The organism is Psychrobacillus sp. FSL H8-0510 (genome assembly GCF_038008345.1).
Taxonomy (GTDB): Bacteria; Bacillota; Bacilli; order Bacillales_A; family Planococcaceae; genus Psychrobacillus; species Psychrobacillus psychrotolerans.
Map to the genome: position 1 here is coordinate 2,645,329 of NZ_JBBOYZ010000001.1, position 19,313 is coordinate 2,664,641.

General features: G+C 36.6%; 23 protein-coding genes and 1 riboswitch. Of the genes, 6 read left to right on the plus strand and 17 right to left on the minus strand.

What is annotated here, in order from left to right:
- Positions 1-84: 84 nt before the first annotated feature.
- A complete protein-coding gene (locus tag MHI40_RS13425; RefSeq protein ID WP_340763044.1) occupies positions 85-1,554 on the plus strand; it encodes a polysaccharide deacetylase family protein in 1,470 nt (489 codons plus the stop codon).
- Positions 1,555-1,803: 249 nt separating this feature from the next.
- Here the strand turns inward: MHI40_RS13425 and MHI40_RS13430 are convergent, their stop codons facing one another.
- Together MHI40_RS13430 and MHI40_RS13435 are read right to left on the minus strand one after the other, a co-directional pair.
- Positions 1,804-2,043 carry a hypothetical protein gene (locus MHI40_RS13430; protein WP_340763045.1) on the minus strand — a complete coding sequence of 80 codons (240 nt, stop codon included), beginning with the start codon at positions 2,041-2,043 and terminating at the stop codon, positions 1,804-1,806.
- A 66-nt stretch (positions 2,044-2,109) separates the two neighbouring features.
- A complete protein-coding gene (locus tag MHI40_RS13435) occupies positions 2,110-3,612 on the minus strand; it encodes a leucyl aminopeptidase (protein WP_340763046.1) in 1,503 nt (500 codons plus the stop codon).
- Between the two features lie 123 nt (positions 3,613-3,735).
- Here MHI40_RS13435 and MHI40_RS13440 point away from each other — a divergent pair, with 123 nt between their 5' ends.
- The gene (locus MHI40_RS13440; protein WP_093537785.1) at positions 3,736-4,212 is read left to right on the plus strand and encodes a divergent PAP2 family protein; all 477 of its coding nucleotides are present in this window, start codon (positions 3,736-3,738) and stop codon (positions 4,210-4,212) included.
- Between the two features lie 52 nt (positions 4,213-4,264).
- Here the strand turns inward: MHI40_RS13440 and MHI40_RS13445 are convergent, their stop codons facing one another.
- The 4 genes from MHI40_RS13445 to MHI40_RS13460 all read right to left on the minus strand — a co-directional run bounded on the left by MHI40_RS13445 (position 4,265) and on the right by MHI40_RS13460 (position 6,884).
- Positions 4,265-4,588: a YuiB family protein gene (locus tag MHI40_RS13445; protein WP_093537784.1), complete on the minus strand. Its 324-nt coding sequence runs from the start codon at positions 4,586-4,588 to the stop codon at positions 4,265-4,267.
- Between the two features lie 95 nt (positions 4,589-4,683).
- A complete protein-coding gene (locus MHI40_RS13450) occupies positions 4,684-4,851 on the minus strand; it encodes a YuiA family protein (protein WP_322788090.1) in 168 nt (55 codons plus the stop codon).
- A 184-nt stretch (positions 4,852-5,035) separates the two neighbouring features.
- Positions 5,036-6,247: an NAD(P)/FAD-dependent oxidoreductase gene (locus MHI40_RS13455; RefSeq protein ID WP_340763047.1), complete on the minus strand. Its 1,212-nt coding sequence runs from the start codon at positions 6,245-6,247 to the stop codon at positions 5,036-5,038.
- A gap of 274 nt (positions 6,248-6,521) precedes the next feature.
- Positions 6,522-6,884, minus strand: a complete 363-nt coding sequence (locus MHI40_RS13460) for a HesB/IscA family protein (protein WP_093537782.1) — start codon at positions 6,882-6,884, stop codon at positions 6,522-6,524.
- Between the two features lie 145 nt (positions 6,885-7,029).
- On the opposite strand from MHI40_RS13460, the gene MHI40_RS13465 reads away from it, so the two are divergent.
- Positions 7,030-7,725, plus strand: a complete 696-nt coding sequence (locus MHI40_RS13465; RefSeq protein ID WP_340763048.1) for a DUF2225 domain-containing protein — start codon at positions 7,030-7,032, stop codon at positions 7,723-7,725.
- Positions 7,726-7,847: 122 nt separating this feature from the next.
- On the opposite strand, the gene MHI40_RS13470 is transcribed toward MHI40_RS13465, so the two are convergent.
- On the minus strand, positions 7,848-8,081 hold the full coding sequence (locus MHI40_RS13470; protein ID WP_090567122.1) for a NifU family protein: 234 nt from the start codon (positions 8,079-8,081) through the stop codon (positions 7,848-7,850).
- 82 nt (positions 8,082-8,163) lie between these two features.
- Here MHI40_RS13470 and MHI40_RS13475 point away from each other — a divergent pair, with 82 nt between their 5' ends.
- Positions 8,164-8,487 carry a YuzD family protein gene (locus tag MHI40_RS13475; RefSeq protein ID WP_340763051.1) on the plus strand — a complete coding sequence of 108 codons (324 nt, stop codon included), beginning with the start codon at positions 8,164-8,166 and terminating at the stop codon, positions 8,485-8,487.
- Positions 8,488-8,537: 50 nt separating this feature from the next.
- Here the strand turns inward: MHI40_RS13475 and MHI40_RS13480 are convergent, their stop codons facing one another.
- Complete coding sequence (locus MHI40_RS13480; RefSeq protein WP_093537779.1) at positions 8,538-9,605, minus strand: NAD(P)/FAD-dependent oxidoreductase; 1,068 nt, start codon at positions 9,603-9,605, stop codon at positions 8,538-8,540.
- Between the two features lie 127 nt (positions 9,606-9,732).
- On the opposite strand from MHI40_RS13480, the gene MHI40_RS13485 reads away from it, so the two are divergent.
- Positions 9,733-9,969, plus strand: coding sequence for a YuzB family protein (locus MHI40_RS13485; protein ID WP_093537778.1), 237 nt, complete (start codon positions 9,733-9,735; stop codon positions 9,967-9,969).
- A gap of 26 nt (positions 9,970-9,995) precedes the next feature.
- Here the strand turns inward: MHI40_RS13485 and MHI40_RS13490 are convergent, their stop codons facing one another.
- Both MHI40_RS13490 and MHI40_RS13495 read right to left on the minus strand, forming a co-directional pair.
- Complete coding sequence (locus MHI40_RS13490) at positions 9,996-10,760, minus strand: TIGR01457 family HAD-type hydrolase (protein ID WP_340763053.1); 765 nt, start codon at positions 10,758-10,760, stop codon at positions 9,996-9,998.
- Positions 10,747-11,208 (minus strand): DUF86 domain-containing protein, encoded by a 462-nt coding sequence (locus tag MHI40_RS13495; protein WP_340763054.1) that lies wholly within the window; start codon positions 11,206-11,208, stop codon positions 10,747-10,749. The genes MHI40_RS13490 and MHI40_RS13495 overlap by 14 nt, the downstream gene beginning before the upstream one ends.
- A gap of 85 nt (positions 11,209-11,293) precedes the next feature.
- Between MHI40_RS13495 and MHI40_RS13500 the strand changes: the two genes are divergently transcribed.
- Positions 11,294-11,560: a DUF3055 domain-containing protein gene (locus MHI40_RS13500; RefSeq protein ID WP_093537775.1), complete on the plus strand. Its 267-nt coding sequence runs from the start codon at positions 11,294-11,296 to the stop codon at positions 11,558-11,560.
- 170 nt (positions 11,561-11,730) lie between these two features.
- Here MHI40_RS13500 and MHI40_RS13505 read toward each other — a convergent pair whose 3' ends face one another.
- The 7 genes from MHI40_RS13505 to MHI40_RS13535 form a co-directional block, all read right to left on the minus strand.
- The gene (locus MHI40_RS13505) at positions 11,731-12,072 is read right to left on the minus strand and encodes a YutD family protein (protein WP_340763055.1); all 342 of its coding nucleotides are present in this window, start codon (positions 12,070-12,072) and stop codon (positions 11,731-11,733) included.
- A gap of 14 nt (positions 12,073-12,086) precedes the next feature.
- The gene (gene lipA / locus MHI40_RS13510; protein ID WP_093537773.1) at positions 12,087-13,022 is read right to left on the minus strand and encodes a lipoyl synthase; all 936 of its coding nucleotides are present in this window, start codon (positions 13,020-13,022) and stop codon (positions 12,087-12,089) included.
- Positions 13,023-13,130: 108 nt separating this feature from the next.
- Positions 13,131-14,690 (minus strand): Na+/H+ antiporter NhaC family protein, encoded by a 1,560-nt coding sequence (locus MHI40_RS13515; protein WP_340763059.1) that lies wholly within the window; start codon positions 14,688-14,690, stop codon positions 13,131-13,133.
- A gap of 356 nt (positions 14,691-15,046) precedes the next feature.
- Positions 15,047-15,229: riboswitch (Lysine riboswitch) on the minus strand.
- Positions 15,230-15,277: 48 nt separating this feature from the next.
- Positions 15,278-16,048, minus strand: a complete 771-nt coding sequence (gene yunB, locus MHI40_RS13520) for a sporulation protein YunB (protein ID WP_093537771.1) — start codon at positions 16,046-16,048, stop codon at positions 15,278-15,280.
- A gap of 42 nt (positions 16,049-16,090) precedes the next feature.
- Positions 16,091-17,464: a bifunctional metallophosphatase/5'-nucleotidase gene (locus tag MHI40_RS13525; RefSeq protein ID WP_093537770.1), complete on the minus strand. Its 1,374-nt coding sequence runs from the start codon at positions 17,462-17,464 to the stop codon at positions 16,091-16,093.
- A gap of 33 nt (positions 17,465-17,497) precedes the next feature.
- Entirely contained in the window at positions 17,498-18,316 is an 819-nt protein-coding gene (locus MHI40_RS13530) for a sulfite exporter TauE/SafE family protein (RefSeq protein WP_340763060.1), read from the minus strand.
- Positions 18,317-19,168, minus strand: a complete 852-nt coding sequence (locus tag MHI40_RS13535) for a DUF72 domain-containing protein (protein ID WP_340763062.1) — start codon at positions 19,166-19,168, stop codon at positions 18,317-18,319.
- Positions 19,169-19,313: the final 145 nt, after the last annotated feature.

The following is a 19,313-nucleotide window of genomic DNA, read 5'->3' on the forward strand; positions in this document are numbered from 1 at the left end:
ACTTTTTTACCTGATCACCCGTCTAAATAGTAGTATATTAATTTATAATGTGAAGTTGAAAAATAATAAAGGAGAATACCACCTATGAACAAATTCCCTAACAAAAAACGGCGCCTTTGGATTGAGGTTGCTTGTATTGGTTTAATTGCACTTCTGAGCATGAGCTTTATCCTACTCAGTTCCTCAACAAAGGGCAATGCAAACCAAACTAGCAGCAATGGAAAAAATACAAAAATAACAAAAGAAGATTCTACTAAAGAATCAGCTTTTCCTGGAATACTTATTAAAACGGAGGTGTCAAATGACGAGTATTCGCCTTATTCAATACAATACCCACATAGCAAAGTAGAAGCATTCAATGTACATATCAAAAAATACATAGATGAACAACTTGACACTTATTTAAGTACCATGCAAGAAAATAAACGAATCGGTAGTAAGATCCCTGGTGAATTGAACATCGCATTTGAAATATTTCCACATACCTCAGGCTCTTTTTCATTTGTTATAATTACCGGAATGTATACTGGAGGAGCAAATGGATATACAGAATTTAATACGGTTAATTTTCACCCCGAATCAGAAAAAATTATAGGAATAAATGATCTATTTGGAGATGATGAATCTAATCTGGTAAAGCTTTCATCACTTGTACGAGATAATATTAAGAAAGACCCCAGCCTGAAAGATCAGGTGCAAGAAGAGGAGATGTTGCTAGCTACCGAACCTAGGTGGGGTAACTTTGAACAGTTTGCAATAATAGACGATACACTTGTTATCTATTTTGATGAGTATGAGATTGCTAGCGGGGTTGCAGGTGCACCGATTATCGCTGTCCCCCTTTCCGAGTTAAACGAACAACTGCTTGCACCTTATAAGCTTGATAATTCAGTGGATACATTGCCGAAACCTCCTGTAGAAGATAGTTCTATGGATGTTCAAGTGGAAAAAAACAGTAAAGATGAGACTTCAACTCAAGTTGACCAACAAATTGATGATACTAAAACGAAGCGAGTTGCTTTAACTTTTGATGATGGACCAGATCCAAAAGTTACACCTAGTATTCTTACAACTTTAGCAAAGTATGATGCAAAAGCGACATTCTTTATGCTTGGGAGCAGAGTAGAATTCTACCCGGAGATTGCAAGCGATGTGTTGAAAGCCGGACATGAGCTTGGCAATCACACATGGACTCATGCAAAATTAACTAATATGACCACAGATGCAATCTTGGAAGAGGTGTCCAAAACAAATAACATCATCGAACAATCCACTGGACAGGAACCAACCGTTTTTCGTCCTCCCTACGGTGCTTTCAATGATGATTTGGTGAACATTTTGAACTTACCGGTTGTATTATGGGACGTAGATACACTTGATTGGAAACACCGTGATGCTTCTCAGCTATTAGTATCTGTGAAGAGCAGTGTTCATGATGGAAGCACCATTTTAATGCATGATATACATTTATCCACTGCTCAAGGACTAGAAGATGTACTTGTATATTTGATCAGCGAAGGATATACATTTGTAACTGTATCGGAACTTGAATGATTGATAGAATGAATTACTGGAAAATTAGTATTTGCTTTTTAAATAGGACTAGCTCATAAATAAATTCAAACGAACCTCTCACCTCTCCTTTTTTGGTCCGATTCGACATATCCCCCTTCATTGGGAGAAATAATCGATTCTAGATCTCTTATTTTTACTAAAGCTCAATCTACACTATAAATAAAATAAAGCTTCTGTACCCAAGGACTAACCGAGGATACAGAAGCTTTTTTACCAGTATTAATTTTATTAGTAATAACCACCATAAAAAGGATATGGTGAATATGGATAGTAATTAGGATATGGATAATATGGATATGGTTGCCTATATCCACCAACACCTCCGTATAATGCAGAACCTACAAAACTTCCGAGTAAGCCACCTACAAATGGGCCACCAAAGCCTCCGAAGCCTCCTATGCCTCCAAATCCTGGACCTCTGTAACCACCAAAGCCGGGTCCTCTATAACCTCCGCGCAATCTTACCATGTTACTCCTCCTTTCCCCTCAGTGTATGCCACTAGGGAAAGCGAGGCTGTGTGTTTGCCCTACGCCCTACTCTTCTTCTGCCATTCTTTCTACTAATGTTGCTAGTGTACGTACCATTACCCCGGTACCACCTTTTGGTCCAAAGTCATGAGCTGATTTTGTATCAGATGTACCCGCAATATCCAAATGAATCCACGGAGTTTCCTCCACAAATTCCCCAACAAATCCACCACCGAATATCATATGGCCATCTCCACCAGGTGAATTATTTAGATCTGCAACATCACTTTTACGAATACGTTTTTTATCGTTTTCAGTTAGAGGCAGTCTCCAAACGAATTCTCCTGTTTCTAATGAAGATTCCATAAATGTCTCGAAGAATTCTTCATTGTTCGTTAATGCACCGGTTTTATCGTATCCTAATGCTGTTATAACGCCACCAGTTAATGTCGCAACATCTACAATATAGTTTGCACCTTGTTGCTTAGCATATGTAACAGCATCTGCTAGAACTAAACGACCTTCTGCATCTGTATTTAAAATTTCAATCGTTTTACCACTCATGGATGTAATAACATCATCTGGTTTGAAGGCATTGCCTGAAATCATATTGTCTGTAGAAGCAATAATAGCAATAACATTTTTGTTTGGACGAAGCTCACCAATGATTTGCATTGCACCTAAAACAGCCGCAGCTCCTCCCATATCTCCTTTCATCCCAACGATGCCAGTTTTCGTTTTAATAGAGTATCCACCTGTATCAAAAGTGATACCTTTCCCTACTAATCCTACAACATCTGTCCAGTCGTCTGTTGCTTGATATTTTAATGCGATAAGTCTTGGTTCTTCAACTGAGCCTTGGTTTACAGCAAGAAGTGCGCCCATTCCAAGCTCCTCAATTTCTTTCTTGCCCAGTATTTCAGTTTCGAATCCGTATGTTTCGCCCAATTCTCTTGCATATTCACCCAACTGAGTAGAAGTCAGCACATTACCAGGCGTGTTCACAAGAATTCTTGCCTCATTTACCGCATCTGCATAAATAGTTCCCACTTCAAAATACGAGACGATCTCTTCATCCTCTTCGTCCATCAAAAGTTCAATAGATGGCAGATAGTAGTCCGGAATATTAGAAGATGTTTTATACCCTTCATATGTAAATGAACCCATGCCAATACCTTCAGCTGCTAAATAAGCTACATCTGCTACAGTTATAGCATCTGTTGTAAATGAAGGAAGCCAGATTCCTAGTGATTCAGGTTTACTAACTAGTAATTCTTTCCCAACAAGTCCAAATGCTTCGCGAAGTCGTTCTTGTGTTAATTGTTTACGATCACCTATACCTACAAACAGTACTCTTTTTACGGATTCATGGTTAGAAACAGGTATTTTAACGATTTTCTTTAAATCGGTGGAGATATCCCCACTTTTTACCCAATCTCCAATATGCTCGCCAAAGCTCTTTAAGAAAGTATCCCATTTTGGTGTGTTTTCTACATGCTTTGAAACTGCCACTACAAGAGTTTCAGATTGTACTTCTTCAAACAAGACTTCATTTGTATGGATGATCATTATTTTTCCCCCTACTATTTTCGGATATAATCTTATTATATAGGAACCTTACTTATTTTTCGACTAGTAGGAGTGTGTTATACTATCAATAATATAAGTTCAAAATGAAAGGCGGTGTCTACTTTGGCAATCCTCCAAAACACTCCACTACTAGCTGCACTTTTTTCTATTTTCTTTGCACAATTCGTCAAAATTCCAATTCACTTTTTAATGACGAGAAAATTAGATTGGTCGTTATTCACTTCTACCGGTGGGATGCCTAGTTCTCACTCAGCTGCTGTTACATCTTTATGTACGGCAATAGCTTTTGAAACAGGACTCGATTCAACATTATTTGCAGTTGCTACGGTATTTGCAGTAATTGTTATGTTCGATGCAACGGGTGTCCGTTTTCAAGCAGGTCAACAAGCAATTATGATCAATCAAATGCGTCTTGACTTTCAACTATTCGTTGAACAAACCAAAGAATGGTCACATAAAAAAAATGATGAAAAGTTAGAAGAGCTTAAAACGTTACTTGGTCATAAACCAATTGAAGTTTTTATGGGTGCTATAACTGGAATACTAATTTCCGTAATCATTTATAACTTTCTACTATAGGAAAAACCAAACAAAGAAAAGGATGGCTCCATTATGGAGCCATCCTTTTCTATTAAAACATCTGATATCCATTTTTTCTTAAAAACTTTATGACAAAGCCTGCTGCAATAGTACCAACGAGTCCGCCAGCTAATATTATAATATCAGCCGCATGAAGAGAAACAATTTTTTCCCCTAGAGCGGAGAAAGCTGAACCTGGTTTTGTAAAGTAATCAAAAAATCTAACTTCATCGATGATTAATACCACAACAATCGGATAAAGAATGGCCATGAACCATGTCATACGAAGTAACATATTCAATAAGAAAGCGATCCCAAAAAACATGACAAAAAATATAACAACTGAAAGTATCATTTGAACTAACATAAACTCCATATTATATAACCTCCGTAACATCTGTAAATAGTTTACCTTAACGGAGGTTAGTATTCAATGAACATATTTGTTTTCACTTTTTTGTCATACTTTCTTCACTTTCTTCCAGATCCATTACAGCAATTACAAGTCTCAGATCCACCTAAGCGAAGTTGGAAATATCCCTCCCCTTTGCAATATGGGCAATGCGTATTCTTTGTCTCTTTTTTTATCAATGTAATCGACTCCTCTCTATATTTCTTAATATTCAGATAATATATCACATACAAAATAATTTGTAAAGGAGTAATATAATTAGGAACAAAATACAGTTTTCTACTTAGTAAATGGCTAAAACTAGCTCCAACACTAGAGGAACCCTTAATAAAATACTTTTTTTCTATTTATGGATGATCAAAAAAGAAGCTCCCACTAAATTTAAGTGGGAGCTTCTATAGTTAACGGAAATTATAAGCTGAATTTACCTTTTTTCACTACTAGTGGAAGTCCACCGATCATGTAAAGGGCACGATTATCGATTACTTTTTTCATAATTGATGCTTTTGTACCTGTCAGTTTTCTTCCCATTACATCCCCAATTGCGTCATGCTCTCCAAGAGAACATACAGCTCCTTTTAGGTTGGGTACAAATTCTTCTGTTGGGTTACCATTAATAAGAGCTACAATATTTTTAGCAACAGTTACTGCTTGTTGCATCGCAATTTGAGCAGTTGGTGGATATGGGCGATTAATAGCTTCATTAATTAGTAAAGCACAGTCACCAACGATGAATACGTCTGGGAACCCAGGAGCTCTCATATCTTTTTCAACTTTAACGCGCGCACGCATATTTTCAATACCGGATGTTTCGATTAAGCGACTTCCGCGAACTCCCGCAGCCCATACAACTGTACCAGCTTTGATAAATTCGAATTCTTCTTCGCCTTTTTTAATTTTTACGCCTTCTGGAGTTGCTTCAACTACTGGAGTTCCAATAGAGAATTCAATTCCTTTAGACTCTAATTGTCTTACTGCATATTCAACTAGCTCTGGATCAAATCCTGGTAAAACCATTGGAGCAGCTTCTACGCAAACTACACGTACTTTTTCTTTCGGTACATCATATTCTTTACAAAGTTTTGGAATACGATTTCCTAATTCACCTAAAAATTCAATACCTGAGAACCCTGCTCCACCTACTACGATAGTTAAGCGAGTATCATCATGTACTTCCTCAGTAGACCAAGTAGCAAATTGATATTCAATATGATCACGAATTTGACGAGCAGCATTTACATTAGCAATTGAAAGTGCATATTTATCTAAGCCAGGAATACCAAATGTTTCTCCTTCAAAGCCTAAACCAATAACTAAGTAGTCATATGTATACTCACCAGCACTCGTTGTAACTTTCTTAGTATTAACGTCAATAGCATCAACTGTAGCTTTTACAAAGTTAACTTTACTAGATTGGATTACGCTTTTCACATCATAGCGAACTTGATCGGGACTTAATGTACCAGCAGAAGCTTCATGTAACCAAGTGGATTCATAATGATAATCATTTTTATTGATCAATGTAATATCTGCTTCATTTGCACCTACTAATTTTTGAAGGTTTACTACTGTAGATAGTCCACCGTATCCTGCACCTAATACTAGAATTGTTGGTCTTTTCACGAAGATCGCAACCACCTTTTTATATTTTTTAAGAAAAGTTATTACACAAAAATAACTTCTAAACGCTTCATCTTTGTCTATTTTCCGACAAAAACTCTTACTTCCTATATTAGACCTTTTCTCACATGATTTCAATACATTGTTATTTAATTGTAAAGGTCTGAAAATACTGAGATTGAGGCTCCTATCTTTCCAAAAAGCGCCTTAGGCTAAAGCTGAAAAATCTACTACAAAAAAAGAACATTTCCTTCTACAGAAAATGTTCTTTCCTCTATTAGCAGCTTTCCGGAGTTCCTTCTTTTTTAGCTGTTCTAAATGACGTTCCACAACCACAAGAAGCAATGGCATTAGGGTTTTCTATCGTAAAACCGCCCCCCATTAATGATTCTTTATAGTCAATGGTTGTTCCAGTTAGGATAGAAGCATCTTCTGTCGACACTACTATATCTATTCCATGCTGATGAAGTTCTATATCTTCTTGCTGTTTTTCTTTTTCAAATCCCATTCCGTAAGTAAGACCGCTGCATCCACCACCATTAACTGAAACACGAAGAGCAGAGCCTTCTTCTCCATTATGTGTCATCATTTCTTTTACACGGTAAGCTGCCGCTTCAGATAAAATAACTATTTGTGACATCTGAATCACCTTCCTTTTCTTATTTATATCATATCAATGTTATTACTATGTAGACAAGGAAAACCACTTGAATATTTACTTAGCTTTCATCACACACATTAGGTATAATGGAACTATATAACGTCACGTGAAAAGAGGACTAAAGATGGAACTTACACCCTATTATCAAAAAGACATTGAATGTTTACATTGTAAACAAAAATTCAAAACAACAAAGGTCCGCTCCAAATTTATCAAAGTTGAATCACACCATACAGATTTTCAACCAATATATGAAAATAAAGAAATAAATCCTTTGCTATATAACATATTCGTATGTGAACATTGTGGATTTTCATTTACAGATGACTTCACAAAGTATTTTGCACCAGGAGTGAAAGAAATAATCCAAGAACAAATTTCCAGTAAATGGGCACCTCGAACATACGGTAATGAAAGGTCGATTGAAGAGGGAATTATGACCTATAAACTCGGAATTCTATCCGGCACTCTTAAGAAAGAAAAATTTGTAAATATGGCCGGTTTAGCGTTACGTACTGCATGGTTATACCGTTTACAAGACAAACAAGAAGAGGAAATCCGGTTCTTAGAAATGGCACGTAATCGGTATGCCGAGTCCTATTCAAACGATGACTACAATGGCACACAAATGTCTGAGTCCCGTATGCTCTACTTAATAGCGGAACTATCGAGAAAAATCGGTGATATTGAATATGCTACGCGATACTTTTCTAAAGTAATTGAAAAACAAAATAGTTCTCTAGAACCGACTATTGTTGAAATGGCAAAAGATCGTTGGCAGGAAATTCGTGCGAAAAAAGAAAAAGAAGCCATAGGTTAGGCTCCTTTTTCTACTTTAAGATAAAATCTATTTTGCAGGAACTCTTTCTACAAGAGATTCTCTGCAAAGACTCCAGTGCCATACCTGTCGAGGCAGACATAGGTGCTTGCTTATAATTATTATTAGAATACTTGTTCTACTTCTACTACTCCCGGAACTTCTTCTAGAAGTGCACGTTCAATACCAGCTTTAAGTGTAATCGTTGAACTTGGGCAGCTGCCACAAGCTCCTAGAAGACGTAGTTTTACAATACCATCTTCAATGTCTACAAGCTCACAGTCTCCTCCATCTCGAAGTAAAAATGGACGCAATTTATCTAAAACCTCTTGAACTTGTTCATTCATTGTATCAGTCATTTCTATCGACTCCTTTCGCTATAATCATTATAATGTGAAGGAAGGAAAAAATCCAATAAAGAATTCCAAGGAGGTCATTATTATGACGTTTCAATCTATACATATAGAAATTTATGGGGCTGATGTTGTTTGCGCAAGTTGTGTAAACGCACCATCTTCTAAGGATACATACGAATGGTTACAAGCTGCAATCGACCGCAAATTTCCAAATCACAAAGTTATTTTCAACTATATCGATATTGAAAAGCCAATTGAGAATGAAAAACAACAGAGTATCGCCGACCGAATTGCGGAAGATGAATTCTTTTATCCACTTGTAATGATTAATGATGAGATGATTGGAGAAGGGTATATCCAATTAAAACCAATCTATGCTGCCCTTGAGAAATATGGCTACACAGATTGATCAAAAAAAGCTTCCAAGTGCTCTCTAAGGAGCCTTCGAAGCTTTTTCTATTACCCATTATGACGTTTATACATCCACAGCAGACCAGACTTCATCAAACGTGCAATACGTCCAGTGACTGAGATATCCGCTAAATAGGCAAATCCTTGTTTTTTCCCAAGAGAGCCCATGAATCCTTTAAGCTTAATTTCTGGCATCTTTTCAGGAAGTGGTGCATCTTTCCAACGCGCTTGAAGCACTTTAACAATTTGCTCAGCTTGCTCTTCTGCTAACTGGGCACTTGGTGCTAATGGCAGTGATGCTGCGTCACCAACAACATATACATTTGGATAGCTTGGTAAGTCATGATACTGTGTTAATATAACACGACCGGTTTTATCTTTTTCACCAGGTAATGCTCTTACTGGTGCTGCTGGTTGTATACCTGCTGTCCATACAACTACATCTACAGGAATTACTTCTTCGTGATTGTATAATTTGTTTGGCTCTACTTTTGTAATATTTGAATTACTAACTACATCTACATTGTTATTATCAAACCACTTTTGTACATAATTACTTAATCGTTCTGGAAAATCTCTCAGAACACGCGGACTGCGGTCAAATAATTTAATTGATAAATCTGGGCGACTTTCACGAAGTTCACTCGCAAGTTCTATTCCGCTAAGTCCCGCTCCAACAATACCTACAACAGAACCTGATGGTAGACCACCAATTTTATTGTACGTATCTCTTGAACTACCAATCGTTTGAATGCTATAAGTAAATTCATCAGCACCAGGTACATTATGGTATTTATCCTCACAACCTAGTCCAATTACTAATTCATCATAAGAAACTGCTTGCCCATCAGCTAATAACACTTGCTTGCTATCTACATCTATTTCTAAAATTTCTCCGTATGTTACCTTTAATTTTTCGTTTTCTGGGAAAGCTACTCTAATACCGCTATCTGGAGATGTTCCAGCAGCTAGTGCATAAAATTCTGTTTTTAAACTATGAAACGGTGTTCTGTCTATTAAAGTAATTTCTACATCATCAGGAATATTATTTGGCAATAAGCGAAGTAATATTCGCATATTTCCATATCCCCCACCTAACAATACTAATTTTCGCATAATATTCTCCCTTAAATTTAATGTCATCTCAAATTATAATAGATTGTGATACATTTCACAATAGAACTTCTTAATTGACGTTTTCTTTAAAAAAGAGTAGCATGACCATGTAGTGAGGTGAACAGCTGTGAATCCTATGGTTGAATTTTGTATAAGCAACCTTGCAAACGGGTCCCAAGAAGCATTTGAAATATTAGAACAAGACTCCAATTTAGACGTTTTAGAGTACGGTTGCCTGAGTTATTGCTCCCTCTGTTCTGAAACTTTATTTGCTATTGTGAATGGTGAAGTTGTAGAAGCAAATACCCCAAGCGAACTTGTCGCAAACATATATCAATTTATAGAGGACAACCCTCTATTTTAAAAGACTGTACTTTGAGCACAGTCTTTTTATTTTGTCCATTCGCTTAAAGATTCTAGAAAATAGGTAGGTTGCTCTGCCTGAAGCTTAACTTCTGCAGTAGAATTTACCCCACTGTTCACATGTACTGTGTCAATCCCCATATGAATTCCGGTCAAGATGTCTGTTTGATAATTATCGCCAATCATGACCATCTCTTCTTTACTAAATCCATATTTTTTTTGTATAAACTCTAACATAAAAGGTTGAGGTTTCCCCATATAGATTGGTTCTACTCCAGTAGAATGTTCCACTAACTTTGTAAAGGCTCCATTTCCAGGTAAAAATCCAATTTCAGAAGGAAAAGCATGATCACTATTAGTAGAAAGGAATGTAGCGCCCGCTCTTACGGAAAGACAGGCAGTTGCCAGCTTCTCATAATTAATATGACGATCAATTCCAAGTACGACAACATCTGCCATGCCAGTTGTAATCGAAATATCTCGTGATTTAAGTGCATCTTCCAAGCCCAGTTCACCAATCATAAATACTTCTTTACCTGGCATAAACTCATTAATATAATTTGCAGCTGCAATAGACGATGAAATAATATGTTCCTTATCTACTTGAATATCCATTATGGCCAGTTTTTCCTGTAGTTGTTGTTGAGTCATAGAAGAATTATTCGTCACAAAAAATGGTTGGTTACCATTGCTTTGTAAATAATGAATGAATTTCACAGCCTCAGGAATTGGTGTTTTACCTCTATAGACAGTGCCATCTAAATCGATAAAGTATGCTTTATAATTTAACATTAGAATCCTCAGGTAAAAAGGCAGAAACTGGCCCTAATTCATTTACTAAATAAGTTTCTACAGCTGCCGGGAATGCCTTTAAGAATGGTAAATTATTCGTCAGAACTTCCTCTAATTTTTTATGGTCCACCGCATAAAATTGGCGAACAAGCACTTTTCTAAACTCAATAACTTCTTTTAATGGTCCATCCATCTCAGCAGAAATAACTTTCTCATCCGTTAAAATATCGATAATATCATCGTATCCACCAGGATCACGCATGATAAACCCATCGATCATTGAATTGCCTACGTCGATAATAGATTCAATAATATTATGACCAATTCGCTCAAACGCTAAGTTAGATAATTCATCTACTTGCCAATCTTGTTTTGTTTCAATAAGGTTCAACAATTGGTTCATATGAGCCAATGTTAAAGCAATTTTTTTTCTATCTACAAAATACATGGAAAGGCCTCCTAATTGTTGTTCAGTTGATATATACTCCTATTCTATAGTACCATAATTCTAAGGTAGGAAGGAGTGTCACACAGTGGAGCGATTTTATTTGTACGATGATGTAGAGGATACTAAAACGAGATTTGTTGGCTTTACAGGAGAATCCCAAAGATATGATTTAGCTATTTCTCAAAGCTCTCGCTTTTTTGGAAAAGTACTTGTAATGGATATACAATATGGACGAGCTGCCATTATAGGAGCTGATGATGTGGAAGAACCAGGCTATCTCGAACATGTATTTAATAGATCAGAAGAAGAAGCAGTAGAATTACGAGATTATCTTCGAGAATTGTTGAGTTAATATAATATAAATAGCTAGTTGTGGTTTCATATCACGACTAGTTTTTTTATTGCAGTAGAGTTAGAAATAATATCAGTTTACACAAATAGTTAATCCTTAAACCAGACTAGTGTGGAGAATTTTTGAGGGATAGCCCATATCTGGTTGCAAAAGAAAAAACCTAGAGCAGATCATAGTTGATCTTGCTCCAGATTTTCATTTACTTCTATTATAGCTTCGTCAGGAACAATTTTTGGAGCAACCCCTATTTTTTTTATAACAAAGTAGGCGCATCCAAAATTACAATATTCATATAAATAGTCTTTCATCGTTCCTATTTTCGTATCAAATGTAGCTTTATGACTACGATCCTCAAAAAAACCTTTAAGACGCAGCTGACCGTAACCCCAGTCACCCATAATATAATCGTATTTAGTTAAAATTTCACTATAACGATCTAAAAACGCTTCTTCTTTAAACGCCTCGCGATAATCCTCTATAATTTCATATGTAAAGCCTTCTGCAATTATCATTCAATCACCATCCATTAACTATTTGGAGTAGCTAGAAGTTGTTCACCTTGCAGTTGTCTTTGCTTAGCCGCAGCGTTTACCTGTTCATCTGCATGGTAGCTACTTCTAACTAGTGGACCAGCTTCACAATGGGAGAATCCTTTGCTCATCGCAATTTTTCGTAATTCTCCAAATTCTGCTGGGGAGTAATATTTTAGTACCGGTAAATGTTTTTTCGAAGGTTGCAAGTATTGACCAATCGTCATGATATCTACATTGTTCGCACGAAGGTCGTCCATTACTTCCAGAATCTCTTCATGAGTTTCCCCTAAACCTAACATTAGTGATGATTTCGTTGGAATACTTGGTTGCATTTCTTTTGCACGACGCAATAATTCGAGTGAACGATCGTATTTAGCTCTCGCTCTAACTCTTGGAGTGAGTCGACGAACCGTTTCAATATTGTGATTTAGAATATCCGGTTTTGCATCCATAATATTACGGATATTTTGTTCAATACCGCCCATATCAGAAGGTAAAACTTCTATTGATGTAAAAGGATTTTTCCGTCGAATCGCACGAATGGTTTCAGCAAAAACTTCAGAACCACCATCTTTTAAATCATCCCGAGCAACTGCTGTTACGACAGCATGTTTTAAATTCATAACTACAACCGAATCTGCAACTCTTTCTGGTTCTGCCAAATCTAACTCATTAGGTAAGCCAGTTTTTACAGCACAAAAACGGCAAGCACGTGTGCAAATAGCTCCTAAAATCATAAATGTAGCTGTTCTACGTGAACCCCAGCACTCATGTATATTTGGACATTTTGCTTCCTCACATACTGTATTTAAATTATTTTCACGCATCAGCTTTTTAAGACCCTTGTATTCATCATTCGTATTTAACTTTATTTTTAGCCATTCTGGTTTTCTTTGGTACTCTGTTTTCGTTGGTTTACACGATGTCATTTCATCCCGACCCCATTCTAAATAAACTAACTACACTGTTGTCAATGTAACATATTATTTAATTGCAAACAACCATACAAATACCAAAGACAACCAATTTTAAAACAACTAAGCTACCCTCTTACTCTTAAAATTCCAAATCGTGAAAAATAGAATAAGGATGACCACTACTGTTATAAAGCCAAACATAACAGAACCTGTAAGACCTAATACTAAATAGCCAATTGCAGCAATGACTGCACTAATAATGGCATATGGTAATTGAGTCATTACGTGATCGATTACATTAACTCCTGCACCAGTCGCTGACATAATTGTAGTGTCTGAAATAGGCGAACAATGGTCTCCAAAAACAGCTCCCGCTAAAACGGCCGCTAAAACAGGGAGTAATAACTCAGGCTCTACTACCATGATGATACTTGCACCAATTGGTAATAGTATCCCAAATGATCCCCATGAAGATCCAGTTGCGAAAGCCATAAAAGCTGTTAAAACAAACAGTAAGACTGGAATAACCCCTGCCGGAATATTATTATCTGTAACGAGATGAGCTAAATACTCACCAGTTCCTAAAGCTGTTATTAAAAATGAAAGGGACCAAGCAAATATTAAAATGCAAATAGCAGGTAACATTGAATTTATACCAGAAATAATTCCTTTCCCCAGTAAGCCCAAATTAGCATCTTTGTTTTTCTTGAATTGACGCGTATACAATAGTACAGCTAAAATACTCGATACCATCCCACCTATAAATAGAGAGAGCGGAACATCTGTATTTTCAAAAATAACAAATATGTCCATTACTTTTCCTGAAGCCTGATAGCCTGTCCAAAACATTGCAAAAAGAGTTACTACTATTAATGATACAATCGGAAGGATTAGATCCTTTACTTTACCAAAATTATTTTCCGGGAAATTACCTTGTAAATCACCTGGATTTGATTTATTTGGATCAAAAAGGACACCAGTTTCTCTTGCAAGTGTTTCATGTTTTTTCATCTCACCTAAATCATTGTCTGTCCATGCGGTAAAAAATACCATTGCAAGCGCAGCAATGACATAGAAATTCATCGGTGCCATTAACATAAACGCTTGCAGTGGAGTATAGTCTGTTACCGCATGGGTAGCAAAGATAACACCCAACTGACTTATTAGAAACGCACCCCAGCTAGAAACAGGAGAAACTACACAAACAGGTGCAGATGTAGAATCGATAAAATAAGCTAGCTTTGCACGAGAAACACGATGAGTGTCAGTAATTGGACGAGCAATCTGTCCTACAGCAAGTGCATTAAAATAATCGTCTACGAAAATAATAATACCTAAAAAAGCTGTAAGGAGTTTAGATCCGCGATTTGTTTTAATACGTTTAACTGCCCATGCAGCAAATGCAGTACTTCCTCCTGACAGACTAACAATCGCAGTAACCACCCCAAGCAACAATATAAACAATAATATATAAATATTATACATATTCAATCCATTATCCCAAAATGACGTGATAAAGGAATCCCAAAGAATGATCAATGAATCAATCGGCGAAAAGCTTTCTACTAACAAAGCCGCTGAAACAATCCCGACTCCTAGTGATAGTAAAACTCTTTTCGTAACAAGTACCATTACAATCGCTAGTAATGGCGGTAAAATTGAAAAAATCGTATTTTCCATCATAATTTCCTCCTAATATGAAATGCATAAGCGCCTACTCCAGCCCCGACTAGCGTTGGAAGCCTGACGGTAAAGGCGTACTTTGCCTTAACCATCAGTCTGAAACGACTCGAGGGGCTAGGCGCTGAAGCTAGACAATATGAAATGCATAAGCGCCTACTCCAATGTAGGCAGTATGAATTCGCGACATCCTATCGCAACGACTGCATGGCCTACACCTTATATACCCCAAGACTCGATGAGATATGAGCTGACACTAACGAAAATGAACAAGTGCATTATGCCTTAGAATATAAAAAAGCCAACCTAATATAAATATAGGTTGGCTTTTAGATAAAATTTCAAGCAAAAATTTTATACTTTGTAGCTCTCCATTTATACATATGTATAAATGACAGTGTTATTTTTGTTCAAAATAACCCCAACAAGATTTGACTTGACGGTCAACATCTAATTTCGGCATAACTTCCTTTCGTATACAATCACAGTTGTCATTCTCCTGTAAACTACTCTTTTGTTATGCGGCCTCTACCTATTCTTATTCATTTCCACTAGTATAGCAGTAAAAACAATATTCTTAAGGATTTTTATTTTTCAGGTAATGGCAATGGTACTTCTATTGATGGAGCAGCGTCCCCGTCTCCTCCTGTGTAAATGTAAGGAACCTGGCCTTGCACGATTCCCATTGCCACAGGTATACTCTGTTCCACCGTACTCATCTTACTTGCCAGAGGAACTATTATTTGTACATTTACCGTAATGTGGATATTAACCTCCACATAAGCATTGTTTATTCCAAACTTAGTAATAGAAGGAACTACATTCGATTGAACATTTCCGATAACGTGAAAGCGTATAGGAATTTTAGGGCCTAAGTTACCTATGATGGGGATATTCGTCGCTTGCCCAATCGGAACGAAGAATACAACTCCCCCCTGATCCTCCATCGTTTGTTTATCGTACTCGATGTCATCTAAATACGGTAGGCTAGAAAAGTTCCCCTGCTCAGCCTGCTCCAAATGAGACTGAACTAACTGATTTGTATCAGATAGTATACGATTTATAATTTCTGTATTAAATCGAGTTGTTACCATTGTAGTACTGTCTGATGGCACCTCCTCGATTATGTCATTTACATCGAGCGTATTTGAAATTCTTGAGTTAATTGCTTTATTTATTACCATGGATGCTATTTTTGTTGTTTGTACTTCTGCATATTCCAAATAGGTAGCTGTCAATTGTTTATTAATATAATAGATGAGGCCTCCCACTGACAACATAAAACAAACTAAAAAAATGGCTAATTTCCGCTGATTAGTAAAGAAAGTCAATCGTTTTTTCTTCTTTCTATAGAACAAAAACAATCCCCCTAATTACTACTTATGTAAGAAAGAGGATTTTCATGACTCATATTCACTTTTTTCAAGCTGTCCATACCATTTCACAATATCTCGAATCATTTCTGGCATAAAATACTGTTTGGGAGCAAATTTTAAAGACGGATAAAAGTAACCAAATGTAAACATATCTAAAGTTGCCAATGTATATACTTTTTCTAGTTCAATAGGAGATTCATTTACTAGAACTATACCACTTTCTAACTCTATTAGCTGTTCATATAATATGACCCCAAGGTATTTACCTCTGAACCCTAACCCTTTTACTTCAAGCGTTGGCCATTTTTCATTTTTCCCTGTTCGGATAACTTCTAGTAGTTCTGCACCGGTTAATGTAATAACACAAGGATTTATCGGATGAGGCAAACATTGATGTAGATCTCTTGCAGTAATCGGCCCCTGTTGAAGATCCTTTAAGAATATCCCCGCTGGAAACATGGCACAATCCGCTTTTGTAAAAGCTAGAAGTGCTTTTCCGAAAAAGCGGGATAGATCCGATTCCTTAAACCAATCCTTCTTCAATAAAAAAGAATTATAAAAAGCAATATTAGACATCTCCGCTATTCCTTCATTTTCCCAAGCAGTCTGTAAATCGTTTGAATATAGTGGAACTGGTAGTGCTTCCGTAGGAAATAAAACTGCCTTCTTCGATTGGATAACTTTTGCTACATGATCAAATTCCAACGTGACAAGTCCGACATTCATACCGAATTTACCGGTAGCAGCTTGCAACGTGTTCCCAATTACTTTACCTTTTTCAAACGTGTGATGTGTATGTGAACCCAATATCACATCAATTTGTGGTATTTCCAAAGATAGTATTTCATCAAGTGATTTCCCTAAATGTGACATACAAATAAGAACATCTACTTGCGGACGAAGTGTATTACATACCTCTTTCAGTCGGGTAATCGGCTCTTGAATTTGCCATCCCAATTTTTCATAGTAAATACCATAGTCAGCAGTTGCCGCAACAATGCCAATCCGTATACCAGTTGGTGTTACATGTATTTTGTGGGGTAATACCCAAGAAGGAATATTTCCTCCTAACTCCGTGAAATTGGAGACAATCACTTCAAAATTAGCATCTATGTACAACGTTTCTAATTCTTCATGACTTAGGGTAATGCCTTCGTTATTTCCTATCGTTACATAATCATACTTGGCATCATTTAGAAGATGCACATTTCCCTTTCCAAGTGTACCCTCTGTATATATATTCGAACGATCTAGATGATCTCCAATATCTAATGTTAAATAGGAAGCCTTGTCACCAAGGTTCTTCCGAGTATCTGAGAGAAATTGCTGAATAGCGGGCCAGTTTTCTAGATGACTATGCAAATCATTTGTGTGGAATATATAAATCGTCTCTCTCATTCTTTGCCCACCCTATCCATTACATATTTTACGTTAAAATAGTCCTTCTATAATCGATCGTACACCTAGTAATAAAAGTACAATTCGTAAAGCCAAAACTAGTGTATCTGAGTTCAACTTTTTATTTAACTTTGCTCCTATCTTAGCTCCGATATAGGCAGCAGGTATAACCGGAATCGTATACAACCACGGTACATTTCCTAATGAAATATGTGTGACAGAGTTCACTATAGACGACAGAAATACCATGAACATAGACGTACCGACAGCCACATGAGGCGGAAACAGGAATAGTAATATCATCGCTGGTACGAGTATAGATCCTCCACCAATACCAAATAGACCCGATGCGAATCCAACACCAAAAGTTAATAATAATGCGAACCAAATTGGATATCCATATACAAATGTTTTATCGCCATCATTAAAGGTTTTCTTTTTCCCATTTTCCACAAACCATCGAACAGGACTTAAACGATCTCTTACCAACAATAAAGTAGATAAAATAACAAGTAAGATACCAAAGTATAAATTAAAAGAAGGTAAGTCCAGTCCTTTGTTTACAAATGCTCCGAGTATAGTACCAGGAATACTACCAATGAAAAAAATAAATCCACTTTTAAAGTCGACCGTTTTGGTTTTCATATAGGATAGAGTAGAAGAAAGTCCTGTGAATATCATCATAACCACAGAAAGACCAACAACGCTTTGCGGAGTAATATTTGGTATTAAACTAAGAGAAGCTCCAAAAAACAAAATAGCCGGTACTAAAATAACGCCTCCACCGAGGCCAACCAATGCTCCTACAATTCCAGAGAAAAGCCCACTAATTGCTAGTATAATCCATTCCATTTAAAAATCTCCTTCAAAAAAATCTAATTGTTTTGGAGCAAGTCCTTCAAAATCTATTCCTAACATACTTTGAAATGTTTTGGCATTACTGGCTGCATGACCTCCAGAGTTATTATTAAACAACACAACAACCTCTTTTGCCTGCTTCTCTAAATACTCACAAATACCTTTAATAGAAGAAAGCTCTTCTTTATTATAATCGTATAGGTATCTTACTTCTCTCCACTTCACATTATTGCCCGGATTAACCCACCCATAAGTATTTCTACCATGTAACCTTACGAGTACCTTGTTCGTAGTTGCAATTGGAACTAAAGGAATACTACCATCCCCAGCCTGCGGTTCATCACAAACACTATGATGAAGACCATTCTCTTTTAAAAAATGAAGTGTAGAATCTTTATATTCAGAAGAATACCAAGATTGGTGACGAAACTCAATAACCACTTCAAAGTCCTTTAGTTCTTCTCTCACTTTACGTATATATTGTACATTTTCTTTTGTGCATTGGAACCAAGGAGGAAATTGTGCAAGTATCATTGATAGCTTTCCCGAATTTTTAAATGGCATAACCGATTGTCGATATAATTCAAACATTTCTTCGATCGAATCAAAAGGAAAATCACCACGTAAATGACCCGTGATACCTTGATAAGCTTTTACAACAAATTGAAAATTATCTGGCGTTTCTTTAATCCACTTTAAGCTATTTTTTATTGGTTGAATTGCATAGAATGCTGCATCTAATTCGACCACTGGAAAATGTGCACTGTAATCTTGTAACCTTTCTCTTGCCGAGGATACATACAAGTCAGGATGATCCCCCCACCCTGTTAGGCCAATTTGAATCATTTACAACACCTCACTATTATTACTATAATAGCATAATCACTCAGTTGGGTGTATTCAGCTGTATGCACTACACGTATTAGCGTATTGACCCCCAAAGGATGAAAAGATGGATAATAATTTTTTATTTAGCTAAAATATATAAGTG